Here is a 13,031-nt window from a genome sequence, read left to right on the forward strand (position 1 = left end):
TCAGCGCATGCGGTTGCTGGTGGTCACTAGGTCGTTGTAGGCGTCCAGGATCGTCGACTGTGCCCCTTCAGGATCGGTGGTGAGCCAGCTGCCCGACGCCTTGCGCTCGGCGGCCAACGCATCGGCGGTGATCGGCTTGCCCTGCTCCAGACGCTCGACACCGCGACCAGCGGTACGCACCAGCTTGTCGGCCGAACGCTGCACATGGCCCCACATCGGGTCGTCCTTGCCGACACCACTGTTCTGGATTTCCGTCACCAGCGCCTGATAGTCGGCCAGCTGGCCGCGCAACGCCGCAACATCCGGCGCGTCGCTCTGGAACGCCATCGCCAGCTGCTTGCCATCGCCGACAAGGCGCAGGTGGTAATAGGCCAGCGAGCGGCCTTCGCTTTCCTCGATCTGCTTCAGCTGGGCGGCGCGGCGATCGTTCTCGTTCTTTTCCAGCGCCGCATCCATTGCTTCGCTGGCCTTGAAGAAATCAGCATAGGCCTGCATCAGCGGGGCATGCTGGCTGCGCATCCCTTTCGCCACCATCGCGACGATAGTCCTCGCGGGTGAAGTACCCATCGGCACGCTCGATCAGGGTGTTCAGTGCCTGGAATGCCTGCTGGTACTGTCGCGCGGGTGCATCCAGCGGCGTGGCAGGGGTCTTTGCCAGCGCATCGGTCAGCGGCTGGCCGCAGTACTCGACGCGGTGCGACAACAGCTTGCCCGGTGAGCGCGGCTGCGCTTCCTTGCCGGTCGGCCCCGCCTTGGGGTCCTTCATCCAGCCCGTGTAAGTCTGGAAGCCTTCGTGGATGGGCTGTTCGACGCCGTTGTAGCACTCGATGTAGGCGTTCACCTTCTCCAGCCCGGGGTCGGCGACCGCCAGCCCCGCCGGGCTGTTGCAGCCGGCCAGCGCGCCGAGCAGGAGAACGGGAATCAGGCGTGTGGATGCGTTCAAATCAGTTCCTTGCACCAGTGAAAACTGCAGCCATCGTCCTGCATGGCGCGAGCGCGCGCTCCAGCACCTCGGGAAGGTGCTGGCATTCGGGGCTGCGGGGCGTGTCATGTCGCGATCAACCTGCTCGATCGCGACAAAAATAGCGCGTTGAGCTTCCCGCCTACTGGCGGTTGCTCTGGAAAACCAGCGAGTTGTATTCCTGCATCAGCTTGCTGGCAGAGCCGCTCGGCGCCATTGAGGGCGAATCCAGCATGCGCCGTTCGAAATCGGTATAGGGCGTGTTCTCGCTGACGCGCTTCAGCCGCTCCTTGCCTTCGCGCCGGAAGTTCTCGGCCTCACGCTCGAAGCTGTTCCAGTCCAGCTTGCCCGGCTCCTGATCAGCCACCTTCGCATGCGCTTCGTCGGAAATGCGGTTGAACGCATCCAGACGCTCGCGCGCCTTGGCCTGGTCGAAATCGTCCTCGCTCATCAGATCCATGATGGCCTTGGCTTCCAGCATCATCGCCAGACGGTAGTACTCGCGCGTGCGCCCCTCGGCCTGTTCCAGCGCCTTGAGCTGCTCGCGCTGGGCGGCGTCGTTCTGGCGCTCCAGCTCGGCGTTGAACGTTGCGCTGGCAGCCACGAACTCCTTGAAGGCGGCCATCAAGGGCGCATGCAGCTGCTTGCCCTTGGCGAACCGGTCATCTTCGTAGTCCTGGCGATCGTAGTAGTCGTGCGCCTCCTTGCTGATCGGCACCAGTGCCTTCAGCGCCTGCTGGTAATGGCCAGCAGCGGCATCGAGCTCGGCCAGCGCCGGCTTGGCAGCCATCGCCTCGGTCACGGGGCCATCGCACTGCTTCATGTCGTAGTCGCTGATCTCGAACGGACCGTACACCTGGGTCTCGCGCCCGGTCGGGCCGGCCTCGACGTCCTTGATCCAGCGCGTATAGGACTCGATGCTGCCGTGGGTCTTCGAATCAAGCGTGTTGAAGCAGCCGATGTAGGCGTTGAGCTTGGCGGTCAACTGCTGCTGTGTGTCCGACGGCGCCGCGCTGGCGTCGGGCGTGCTGGAAGGGCCGGCGTCGCCAGCGGTTGCAGGCGCCTTGCTGCCGCAGGCAGCCAGGACAATCGACAGCGAAGCGGCCAGCGCCGCGACGGAAAGAGTGCGTGACATGGGTTCACGTCCTTGTTGAAAACGATTACAGCCGCGCATTCTAGCGCAGCGGGCCGAAGGTCGCAGCCCTCGGCCTCTGCCGGCGACGCGCGATCAGTCCAGGAACAGATCCGGCAACAACGGACGCGATGGATCCACCGCATAGCTGGACAGATCGGTGATACCCGCCTGCGCCAGCACGTCATCGTCGATCAGGAACTGGCCGTGGAAACCCGCCGCCTCGCGCACCAGCACCGCGTGCGCAGCATCGGCCATGATCTGCGGCGTGCGGCAGCCAGCCGCATCCACGCCCGGAATCATGTTGATCGCATCGGTGGCGATGACGGTGCGCGGCCACAGCGCATTCACCGCCACGCCCTGCGGGCCGAATTCCGCAGCCAGGCCCAGGGTGACGAAGCTCATGCCCATCTTCGCCAGCGTGTAGCCGGTATGTGCGCCCCACCACTTCGGCTCCAGGCTCGGCGGCGGCGCCAGGGTCAGGATGTGCGGGTTCGGCGCCTGCAGCAGGTACGGCAGGCAGGCCTGCGCGCACAGGAAGCTGCCGCGCGAATTGACCTGCTGCATCAGGTCGAAACGCTTCATCGGCGTATCCAGCGTGCCGCGCAACCAGATCGCGCTGGCGTTGTTGATCAGGATGTCGATGCCACCGAAGGTGTCGACCGTGGCCGCCACCGCCGCCTGCACCTGCTCTTCCTCCCGGATGTCGCACTTCAGCGCCAGGCCCTGCCCGCCTGCAGCCGTCACCGCTTCGGCGGCGGTGTGGATGGTGCCCGGCAGCTTCGGATTCGGCACCGACGACTTGGCCGCGATCGCCACGTTGGCCCCGTCGCGCGCGGCGCGCAGTGCGATGGCCAGGCCGATGCCACGCGAGGCACCGGTGATGAAAAGCGTTTTGCCCTGCAGACTGCCCACGTTCCGCACTCCAGCGTATGCAATGAGCCGCTAGTATGCCGCGCCGACGCGGAGTTCACCCGCCCTTGACGATACTCGGGCCTCCAGACAACGCACGAGGTACACGCCATGCGCCGTTCCCGCCTGTTGCTGCCTGCCTTGGGGCTTGCCCTGCTGACTGCCTGCCAGGGCCGTTCGCCGGAACCCGGCAAGGAGCCACCCGCCGGCGACGCGCCCAGCGCGGAGAAGGCCGCCGCCGACGGCAAGATGCGCTGGAGCGAGGCCGTGGTCTGGGATGGCGATCTGAACGCCTGCCGCCAAGGCGAGAACGCGGCCACCCGGGATTGCCTTCGCGACGCGATGCGCGCCGGTGGCGCCAGTGCCGAGGCCATCACCGCCGCCGAGCAGTTGTCCACCGGCGGTGAGTTGGCCTATGTGACCGCGTGGCACGAGAACGAAGGACTGGGCATTGCCACGGTCGAGTATCCGTTCCGCGCCAACACCAATGAAGGTACCCGCCTGGTCGATGCCAGCGGCAAGCGCATCGATGTGGATGCCGTGCAGTTGGACAACACCTTGCGTGCCGACCCCACTGTGCAGGAACTGCTGAAGGCCAACCCGCAAGCCACGCCGTTCGCACCGGCGCAGTCGGCCGGCGCCTCGCCGTTGGAGAATGGTGGCATCCGCCTGCTGTACCGCACACCGCTGCGCGACTGCCACGCCTGCCCGGATGTCGGGCAGTTGCAGATCGCCTACGACTTCGACGCCAAGCGCAACTTCATCGGCCAGCAGGTCGTGCCGGCGACGCCGTAAGGCCACCGGCCTCTGTAGAGCCGAGCCCTGCTCGGCTCATTGAATGCAGCCGAGCATGGCTCGGCTCTACAATACGGTTCTGCCCGGCGCATCCACGCAAGGCGCGGATCTACCGGTACAACTGCACCTGCTTTTTCAACAGATGCGGCACGATCAACCGGTGCACCGGCGCAACCGGCAGCATGTACGTGCGCCCGAAGGCGTTATGCGTATGCACCACGGTCGCCACTTCCAGCACGTCGCCCTGCCACTGCAGCGCCAGCTGTACGCGAAGATGGCGGTCGTTGTCTTCCAGCACGATGGCATCGTCATCCATCGACTGCAGGGTGAAGATGCCCAGCCGCTGGCCCGGTTGAGGATCTTCGACAACCTGCACCGCACGCAACGAACCCAGATGCTTCATGCCCAGCAGGCGCATGCCGTGGTTGCGCAGCGCCATCAGCCCATCGAACCAGCCGGGAATGGTCGCGGCCATGTCGCGGTAGGCCTGCAGGGCCGAGCGCCCATCGCGACGGGTGGTGGCCTGACAGGCGTGCACGAAGTCGGCACCAGGCAACTGCGCACGCAACACATTGCCCGCGCTCGGCGGGCCGGTCACTATCCGCGAAGCCTTCACGGCTTTGGCCCCTGCCCTTCGTTGTCTTCCCAATGCAGGATGCGGCGGGTGACGAAGCGGTAGACCGGCTTGCCGGTAGCAAACCACAGTTCGCGCACCCACGAGGTGCGCTTGAGCAACCGCTTCTCCACCGGCGTAAGCGATTCACGGCAGTACATGCGCTTGTGCTTGAGCAGGTGGCGCAGGTCCTCGCGCGCCAGCAGCCGCATCCAGCGCGAGCGCGGGTTGCCGATCACCGCCAGCTGGAAGTCGATCAGCGCCGGCCGTCCATCTTCAGTGACCAGCCAGTTGGCCTCCTTGGCCAGATCGTTGTGGGCCACGCCGTTGCGATGCAGCTGCTGCAGCAGCCGGCGCGCGGCGCGGAACCAGGCCAGGTCGCCGCGCGGTGGGCGCTGGTACATGGCGTCGCCGGCCATGAAGCTGCGATCCAGGTGATGGCCATTCCAGGCCAGCAGCTGCGGCACATCGGCCATGCCGTGAATGTGCTGCAGCGCGCGGGCCTCGCGGCCGGCCAGCCACCATGCAGGCAGCCGCAACCACAGCGGCGTGGCGCCAAGATCACGGCGCACAAAGGGACCATCGGGCCCTTTCACAAGGAGGATCCGGCCGAAGCTGTCGGCCTTCAAAGCATGCGGTTGAGCGTCGGGCGTATGCGGCATGGGCCCATTCTAGGCGATGGCACTGGTTGCAAACGGTCACCAAGCGGCTGGGAACCAGTCACCTTCACGCCCCTATAATCGGGCAATGGACTCTTCATGGATCGACGCCACGCTCGCGTGGATTGCCGCTCACCCCGTGCTGGCGGGCGCCGTTATCTTCCTCATCGCCTTCTGCGATGCGGTCATCATTCTTGGCGCCATCGTGCCGGCGCTGCCACTGCTGTTCGCGGTGGGCGTGTTCATCGGCCTGGGCCAGATCTCCGGGCCGTACGCGGTGGCGGCTGCGGCATTGGGTGCGTTTGCCGGCGATGGCATCAGTTACTGGATCGGCCGCCGCTGGGGCGACCGCCTGCGCGGCGTGTGGCCGTTCAGCCGTTACCCGCAGCTGCTCGACCGCGGCGAAAACCTGTTCCGCCGCAATGCCTTCAAGAGCATCCTGGTGGCACGCTACGTCGGCGCGATCCGGCCATTCGTGCCCGCCATCGCGGGCATGATGAAGATGCCAGCCAGCCGCTATGTACAGGCCAGTGGTATCGCCAGCATTTCATGGGCGGTGCTGTTCCTGGCCCCCGGCTGGATTCTTGGCGAGGCCTATGACGCGGTGGCAGCGGTGGCCGGTCGGCTGGTGGTGGTGGTCGGCCTGCTGGCGGTGATCCTCGGCCTGGTCTGGGCCATCGTGCTGTACGGCTACCGCTGGTCGGCCGCGCGCATGGACAACTGGTTGGCACGCCTGTTGGACTGGTCCAACCGCCACCCCACGCTGGGCCGCTATACCGTCGGCGTGCTTGATCCCAAGCGCCGTGAATCGGTGCCGCTGGCGATGCTGGCGTTGATGCTGCTGGTACTGGGCTGGGGCTGGTTCGCATTGTTGACCGTGGTGGTCGCGCACGGCGAGCCGCTGGCGATCGACCTGCTGGTGCACCAGGCCATGCTGGCGCTGCGCAACCCGCTGGCCGATTACCCGATGGCCGCGCTGGCGTCGCTGGGCGCCTGGCAGGTACTACTGCCGGCCACCGCTGCAGCGATGGGCTACCTGATCTGGCGCCGGCGCTGGATGGCGGCCGCCCACTGGCTGGCCGCGCTGGCGTTCGGCCTGGCGCTGACCATGCTGCTCGGCGCTACCGTCGATGTGGTGCGCCCGGTCGACGCCAGCAGCGGCTTCGGCTTCCCGTCGGTGTCGGTGACGATGGCCACCATCACCTTCGGCTTCTTCGCGGTGCTGATCGCCCGCGAGATGCCCGGCCGTACCCGCGTCTGGCCGTACCTGGTGTCGGGCATCGTGGTCAGCCTGATCGGCTTCTCGCGCCTGTACCTGGGTGCGCATTGGCTGAGCGACGTGATCGGCGGCATGCTGTTCGGCACGTTCTGGCTGCTGGTGCTGGGCATCGCCTACCGCCGCCGCTTCAACCGCTCGTTCTGGGTGAAACCGGTGGCCTGGCTGTTCTATGGCGTCTTCGCCGTCGCCGCGATGTGGTACGCACCGCGCAACATCCCGGTGAAGCTGGAACGCTTCGAGCCGACCCTGCCGGCCCCGCAGGCAATGGACACGCAGGCCTGGTGGCAGCACGACTGGGCCACGCTGCCGGCGCGCCGCAACGAGTTCGACGACGACCAGCGCTGGCCGCTGGACGTGCAGGTGGCCGGTCCGTTGGCACCGCTGCAGGCGCAACTGGAAGCGCGCGGCTGGAAGCGACAGGAGCAGGCCGGCTGGCAGCAGGCGCTGCTGATGCTGGACAAGAACACCGGCGCCGATGACCTGCCGGTGCTGCCGGCGACGCTGGACACCCGCGTGGAAGCGCTGTTGATGGTGCGCCAGGGTGCACATCGCGATGAGCGCTACGTACTGCGCCTGTGGCCAGCCCCTGCACAGTTGCAGCCGGGCAATACGCCACTGTGGCTGGGCAGTGCGCAGACCCTGCGCTACCAGCGCCATTTCGAATGGATCGGCATGTGGCATCCACTGCGCGGCGTCGACCCGGCATTGAACGCGGTGAAGGACGCCGTGCAGGACCTGCCGCAGCGCGAGGATGTGCACAGCGAAACCGGGTTGCCGGTGCTGCGGTTGAAGACCACCACGCCCTGACCGGCACCGGCACGCAGCCACCCACTGTAGAGCCGAGCCCATGCTCGGCTGCCTTCGCGGGATCCATCAAGCCGAGCATAGGCTCGGCTCTACAGTAGATCCACGCCATGCGTGGATGGCATTCCCCGCATACCCCAGCGTGTGCACCAGGGCGCACACCACCCGGGGCAGGCTGTTACGGCATCCAGCCCAGCAACTGCTGCAAACGCTGGTGCGGGTCGTCCAACTGCAGCAGCTGCAACCGCTGCTGCTCGCTCAGCGGCAGCAGCTCGGCCAGCCGCCAGCCGACCCAGCTGGCCTGGTCCAGCAGCGCCGGGTTGGCCGGTGCATAGGCCTCGCCGGCCTGTTCGATGATGTGCCCCAGCACCGTGGCCAGCAGCGCATGCTGCGGCCGCAGTTCGTCGTCTGGGTCTTCATCGCACCAGCGCACGTCGGCCACCACCAGCCCGTTGTCGCGCACACGGGTGCGCTCGACATGGAAGCGGCGAGTGCCGCGCAGACGCAACTGCAGCACGCCGTCGGCGCCGACATCGAAGTCTTCGATGCGTACCTGCACGCCATACGCGGCCGGCGTTGCCGGGGCTCCCACTTCCTGGCCGTCCAGGATCAGGCAGACACCAAAGCCCTCACCACGGCCGCTGTCGCGCACCAGATCCAGGTAGCGCCGTTCGAACACGCGCAGGCCCACCGCTGCACCTGGTACCAGCGTGGTGTGCAGCGGAAACAGCGGCAGTGAACCGTCGACGCTCATCGGGCCTGCAGCGCGGCAAGGAAGCGGCGCGGTGCGCCGTCGAAGCCACCGTTGGACATGAACACCACGTGGTCACCCCTGCGCGCGCTGGCCTGCAATTGCGCCAGCAGCGCGTCGGTATCGGGCACCGCGTGCGCTTGGCCGCGCACTGCGGCGATCACCGCAGCGGCATCCCAGGCCAGTTCCGGGCGATGCAGGAACACCACTTCATCGGCCAGCGCCAGCGAGGGTGCCAGCGCCTGCGCGTGTGCGCCCAGCCGCATCGAATTGCTGCGCGGCTCCATCGCGACCACGATGCGCGCATCGCCCACCTTGGCGCGCAGCCCTTCCAGCGTGGTGGCGATTGCAGTCGGGTGGTGGGCGAAATCGTCGTAGACGGTGATGCCCTCATGGCTGCCGATCACTTCCATGCGGCGCTTGACGCTGCGGAAGCGCGCCAGCGCCGGGATCACCTCGGCCGGCGCAACACCCACCGCATGTGCGGCTGCCAGCGCCGCCAGGCCGTTGAGCACGTTGTGGCGGCCCAGCAACGACCACTGCACATCGCCCAGTGCCTGCCCGCGGTGATGCACGCGGAACGCGCTGCCATCGGCAGCCAGCAGCTCGGCATGCCATTCCAGCGACGGATCGAATCCGAAACGCTCAACCGGGGTCCAGCAGCCCATCGCCAGCACTTCGGCCAGATGCTGATCCTCGCCATTGACGATCAGTCGGCCACGCGCCGGCACCGTGCGCACCAGGTGATGGAACTGGCGCTGGATCGCGGCCACGTCCGGGAAGATGTCGGCGTGGTCGTATTCAAGGTTGTTGAGGATGGCCACCAGCGGCCGGTAGTGCACGAACTTGCTGCGCTTGTCGAAGAAGGCGGTGTCGTACTCGTCGGCCTCGACCACGAACTCACGGCCCTGGCCCAGGCGGGCGGAGACCCCGAAATCCTCGGCCACGCCGCCGATCAGGAAACCGGGAGAACGACCGGCACTTTCCAGCAGCCAGGTGAGGATGGTGGTAGTGGTGGTCTTGCCGTGGGTGCCGGCCACGGCCAGCGTGTCGCGGCCCGGCAGCACCTGCTCGGACAGCCACTGCGCACCGGAAATGTAGCGCTGGCCGGCGTCGAGCACGGCCTCAACGGCGGCATTGCCGCGCGAGAGTGCGTTGCCGATCACCACCTCGTCGGTGCCCGGTGGCACGCTGTCGGCGCGGTAGCCCTGGTCCAGGGTGATACCCAGCTGCTCGAGCTGGGTCGACATCGGCGGATAGATGGCCTGGTCGCTGCCACCGACCGTATGGCCCAGTTCCCGCGCCAGGGCGGCCACGCCGCCCATGAAGGTGCCGGCGATTGCAAGGATATGTACGCTGCTCATGACCGAGGATTGTGACCGATGACGGCTGTATAGGGCCAATGTCCGATCCGGGGTAAGACAAGTCCTACACAGGATGTGAGGAAACTCCAATCATCTGTCAGGGAAATCCCGATAGCGATGTTCTGTGAACCCGGACACAATTCGAACTGCCAGCCGCAGTACCCGAACCGGTCCTACTCCCCAAGAGGCCATCCCCAAGGGAGCTCATGCTGCGGGGCCCTGAGCAAGCCCTCTGCTGGCGCCTATCAAACGACACAGGCCTGATCCTCACGGACCAGGCCTGTGTTTTTTCTGCGCCCGTGCGGCCGGCAGCACGCCGGCCCCGCCGGGTCAGGCGTTGATCGCCGCCAGGATGCGGGCTTCGATCTCGTCCAGCTCACCGACGCCGTCAACCCGGGCCAGGGTGCCACGGCCAGCGTAGAAGTCCACCACCGGGGCGGTCTGCTCGTTGTAGACCTGCAGGCGCTGGCGCACCGCTTCCGGGTTGTCATCGGCGCGGCCCTGCTCCTTGGCGCGGCCGGCGATGCGGTCCACCAGCAGTTCGGTGGGCACGTCCAGCTGCACCACCGCGTCCAGCGGCTGGCCGATCTTGGCCAGCAGGCCGTCCATCGCATTGGCCTGGGCCACATTGCGCGGGTAGCCATCGAGGATGAAGCCCTTGGCGACATCGGCCTGGGTCAGGCGCGACTCCAGCATGCCCAGCAGGATGTCGTCCGACACAAGGTTGCCGGCATCCATCACCGTCTTGGCCTGCTTGCCCAGCTCCGTGCCGGCGGCGATTTCCGCGCGCAGCATGTCACCGGTCGAAATGTGGGCGATCCCCAGCTTTTCCTTCAGGCGCGTCGCCTGTGTCCCCTTGCCCGAACCGGGCGGTCCCAACAGAACCAATCGCATTGACCTGACTCCAACGTGTTGAAAACAAAGAAGGTTCGCGTCCCGGACGGGCCGGTATCGCTGCACCGCAATAGCGCCACTTTACCGCATCCGGGTAATGTCCCTGCAATGTCCTTTCCCCCGAGCAGGTAGACGCATGCGCAACGATACTCTCCTCTACGCCCAGTCCGGCGGTGTCACCGCGGTCATCAACGCCACGGCGGCGGCGGTGATCGAGCAGGCGCGGGCCAAGGGCATCAAGGTCCTGGCCGCCCGCAACGGCATCCTCGGCGCGCTGCGCGAGGAGCTGATCGACACCAGCAAGGAGAGCGCCGCCGCGATCCGCGCCCTGGCCCATACCCCGGGTGGCGCCTTCGGCTCGTGCCGGGTGAAGCTGAAATCGCTGGACGCCGACCGCGCCCGCTACGACCGGCTGCTGGAGGTGCTGCGCGCGCATGACGTGCGCTGGTTCCTCTACAACGGTGGCAACGACTCGGCCGACACCGCGCTGAAGGTTTCGCAGCTGGCCAAGGCCTCCGGCTACGACCTGACCTGCATCGGCGTGCCCAAGACCATCGACAACGACCTGGCAGTGACCGACACCTGCCCCGGTTTCGGCTCGGCGGCCAAGTACACCGCCGTCTCGGTGCGCGAAGCGGCGCTGGACGTGGCGGCGATGGCCGAGACCTCCACCCGCGTTTTCATCTACGAGGCCATGGGCCGCCACGCCGGCTGGCTGGCCGCGGCCGCCGGCTTGGCCGGCAACGGCGATGACGAGGCGCCGCACATCATCCTGCTGCCCGAACGCGCCTATGACGAGGCGGCGTTCCTGGCCAAGGTCAAGGCCGTGGTCGAGCGCGTCGGCTACTGCGTGGTGGTGGCGTCGGAAGGCATCGCCACCGCCGATGGCCGCTTCGTTGCCGACGCCGGCGGCGGCAAGGATTCATTCGGGCACGCGCAGCTGGGCGGCGTGGCCGCGCACCTGGCCGGCCGGGTCAAGGACCAGCTGGGCATGAAGGTGCATTGGGCCCTGCCCGATTACCTGCAGCGCTCGGCCCGCCACCTGGCCAGCAGGACCGACTGGGAGCAGGCGCAGGCGGTCGGCAGGGCTGCGGTGCAGCTGGCGCTCAAGGGCCAGAACGGCGTGATGCCGGTGATCGTGCGCAGCGGCGACGCGCCCTACCGCTGGAAGATCGAAGCGGCGCCGCTGTCGAAGATTGCCAACCATGAAAAGAAGATGCCCGCCGGCTTCATCCGCCGCGACGGCTTCGGCATCACCGCCAAGGCGCGCGCCTACCTGTCGCCGCTGATCAAGGGCGAAGCGCCGCTTCCGTATGGCACCGATGGCCTGCCGAAGTACGTCACCCTGAAGAACGTGGCGGTGAAGCAGAAGCTGCCGGCCTTCGAAGGCTGAGGTGCACCTGCGCCCTGTGCGGAGCACAGGGCGCATTGCGGAGACCACCGAAGCGCCCCACAATCGGGCTCCGGCCCGGGGCAAAGGGGCCGCCGCAAGCCAGATTCGACGCTGCCCGGCCACGTGGCCCGGGCCTGTGCTGCCATTTCACAAGGACTGTAACCATGAAGCACCCGATCCTGATCGCCGCGCTGCTGTGCGGTGCCGCCGCACCCGCCTTCGCTGCGACCTGCGAAAGCAACTTCCAGAAGAAGGGCAACCCCTTCGTCGGCACGACCTTCACTTCATCGGTCACCCATCCGGACCTGACCGTGGCCAGTGCCATCGGCCAGATGCGGGTGATCGCCAAGAACGCCAACATGGATGTCCTCAGCGAGGACGTGGAAGGCGGCTCGATGCTGATCGAAGAGCCGGAATCCATGGCCCACAAGCCGATCCCGATGATCATCAGCGCCACTTCCGAAGGCGGCCAGGGTACCGTCGGCATGGTGGTGAAGGTCAACAAGGGCGCCATTGCCTCGGCCGACGGCGTGCGCGAAGAAATGTGCAAGCTGCTCAATCAGGTCAAGCCGGGCAAGGCTGGCGAACAGGCGGCCAAGGCCACTCCGCAGGCGTCGGTGGTAACGATCGCCGCCGACCGCTTTGGCTTCCAGCTGCGCAACCAGAACAAGGACAACCCGGCCGCGATCGAGCCGCGCTACAAGGGCAAGACCTACGCAATCACCGGTCGCATCACCACCGTGCTGCGCAGTGGCGGCACCTACAACACCAGCTTCGACCTGCCCAGCGATGGCAGCATCGACTTTGAGCGCGTGGCCATTTCCTGCTCGTTCGCAGCCAACCAGGCCGCGTATGCGCTGGCCCTGCGCCCGCGCGAGAAAGTGACGCTGACCGGCGTGGTCGACAGCTATGACCAGGTGGGACGTGTGTTGTGGCTGAAGGACTGCCGCGGCAACTGATTGCTGCAGGCATTTTCCTTTCCACAGCGGTTCACGCCTGGCGCACGAGCATCGCAGGATGATGGACGCCCCGCCTGGAGATCATCATGGCCTTGCGTGTTGTTCGACTGGGAACGCCACGCCAACCCGGCGAGGGGCTGCGTATCGGTACCGTGCGGCGCCCGCCGCGCGGCGTGCCGCGCAGCGAGTTCGCCCGGCAGGACTGGTACGACGTCTGGTTCCCGACCCTGTCACCCAGCGCGGCACTGGTGAAGCAGGCGCACGAGGCGAAAACGGCCGCCGACTGGAACGCGTTCTTCCGCCACTACAAGGCTGAGATGAAGTCCCCGGATGCGGCCCACGCGCTGGACCTGCTGGCTGCGATGTCGCAGCACAGCGACCTCAGCGTGGGGTGCTACTGCGAGGATGAGGCGCACTGCCACCGCAAGGCGCTTCGCGAGCTGCTGGTGGCGCGCGGGGCGACGCTGGCCGGAGAATGATGGCGCGCCGCAGTGGATCCACGCCATGCGTGGATG

The 13,031-nt window shown here is 66.9% G+C and carries 12 protein-coding genes and 1 pseudogene; 5 read left to right on the plus strand and 8 right to left on the minus strand.

Features of this window, described 5'->3' with window-relative positions:
• The 3 genes and pseudogenes from AC5P65_RS18125 to AC5P65_RS18135 form a co-directional block, all read right to left on the minus strand.
• Positions 1-943: pseudogene (locus AC5P65_RS18125) on the minus strand (YiiG family protein).
• Between the two features lie 160 nt (positions 944-1,103).
• On the minus strand, positions 1,104-2,096 hold the full coding sequence (locus AC5P65_RS18130) for a YiiG family protein (RefSeq protein ID WP_021203635.1): 993 nt from the start codon (positions 2,094-2,096) through the stop codon (positions 1,104-1,106).
• 93 nt (positions 2,097-2,189) lie between these two features.
• Positions 2,190-3,008 carry an SDR family oxidoreductase gene (locus AC5P65_RS18135; RefSeq protein WP_021203634.1) on the minus strand — a complete coding sequence of 273 codons (819 nt, stop codon included), beginning with the start codon at positions 3,006-3,008 and terminating at the stop codon, positions 2,190-2,192.
• 108 nt (positions 3,009-3,116) lie between these two features.
• Between AC5P65_RS18135 and AC5P65_RS18140 the strand changes: the two genes are divergently transcribed.
• Positions 3,117-3,800 (plus strand): hypothetical protein, encoded by a 684-nt coding sequence (locus AC5P65_RS18140; protein WP_111098762.1) that lies wholly within the window; start codon positions 3,117-3,119, stop codon positions 3,798-3,800.
• Between the two features lie 109 nt (positions 3,801-3,909).
• Here AC5P65_RS18140 and AC5P65_RS18145 read toward each other — a convergent pair whose 3' ends face one another.
• Both AC5P65_RS18145 and AC5P65_RS18150 read right to left on the minus strand, forming a co-directional pair.
• Positions 3,910-4,398: a DUF2867 domain-containing protein gene (locus AC5P65_RS18145; RefSeq protein WP_425605078.1), complete on the minus strand. Its 489-nt coding sequence runs from the start codon at positions 4,396-4,398 to the stop codon at positions 3,910-3,912.
• A gap of 14 nt (positions 4,399-4,412) precedes the next feature.
• The gene (locus tag AC5P65_RS18150; RefSeq protein WP_111098764.1) at positions 4,413-5,075 is read right to left on the minus strand and encodes a serine/threonine-protein kinase; all 663 of its coding nucleotides are present in this window, start codon (positions 5,073-5,075) and stop codon (positions 4,413-4,415) included.
• 85 nt (positions 5,076-5,160) lie between these two features.
• On the opposite strand from AC5P65_RS18150, the gene AC5P65_RS18155 reads away from it, so the two are divergent.
• Complete coding sequence (locus tag AC5P65_RS18155; protein ID WP_111098765.1) at positions 5,161-7,158, plus strand: bifunctional DedA family/phosphatase PAP2 family protein; 1,998 nt, start codon at positions 5,161-5,163, stop codon at positions 7,156-7,158.
• A gap of 175 nt (positions 7,159-7,333) precedes the next feature.
• Here AC5P65_RS18155 and AC5P65_RS18160 read toward each other — a convergent pair whose 3' ends face one another.
• The 3 genes from AC5P65_RS18160 to AC5P65_RS18170 form a co-directional block, all read right to left on the minus strand.
• Positions 7,334-7,909: an LON peptidase substrate-binding domain-containing protein gene (locus AC5P65_RS18160; RefSeq protein ID WP_111098766.1), complete on the minus strand. Its 576-nt coding sequence runs from the start codon at positions 7,907-7,909 to the stop codon at positions 7,334-7,336.
• Positions 7,906-9,270 carry a UDP-N-acetylmuramate:L-alanyl-gamma-D-glutamyl-meso-diaminopimelate ligase gene (gene mpl, locus AC5P65_RS18165; RefSeq protein ID WP_111098767.1) on the minus strand — a complete coding sequence of 455 codons (1,365 nt, stop codon included), beginning with the start codon at positions 9,268-9,270 and terminating at the stop codon, positions 7,906-7,908. The genes AC5P65_RS18160 and mpl overlap by 4 nt, the downstream gene beginning before the upstream one ends.
• 330 nt (positions 9,271-9,600) lie before the next feature.
• A complete protein-coding gene (locus tag AC5P65_RS18170) occupies positions 9,601-10,164 on the minus strand; it encodes an adenylate kinase (protein WP_019662016.1) in 564 nt (187 codons plus the stop codon).
• A gap of 136 nt (positions 10,165-10,300) precedes the next feature.
• On the opposite strand from AC5P65_RS18170, the gene AC5P65_RS18175 reads away from it, so the two are divergent.
• From AC5P65_RS18175 to AC5P65_RS18185, 3 genes are all read left to right on the plus strand, one after another.
• Positions 10,301-11,557 carry a 6-phosphofructokinase gene (locus AC5P65_RS18175; RefSeq protein ID WP_111098768.1) on the plus strand — a complete coding sequence of 419 codons (1,257 nt, stop codon included), beginning with the start codon at positions 10,301-10,303 and terminating at the stop codon, positions 11,555-11,557.
• Between the two features lie 164 nt (positions 11,558-11,721).
• Positions 11,722-12,516, plus strand: a complete 795-nt coding sequence (locus tag AC5P65_RS18180; RefSeq protein WP_021203626.1) for a hypothetical protein — start codon at positions 11,722-11,724, stop codon at positions 12,514-12,516.
• 86 nt (positions 12,517-12,602) lie between these two features.
• Entirely contained in the window at positions 12,603-12,995 is a 393-nt protein-coding gene (locus AC5P65_RS18185; RefSeq protein ID WP_111098769.1) for a DUF488 domain-containing protein, read from the plus strand.
• Positions 12,996-13,031 lie beyond the last annotated feature (36 nt).

Source organism: Stenotrophomonas sp. YJH_SMC_48-3 (assembly GCF_059369375.1).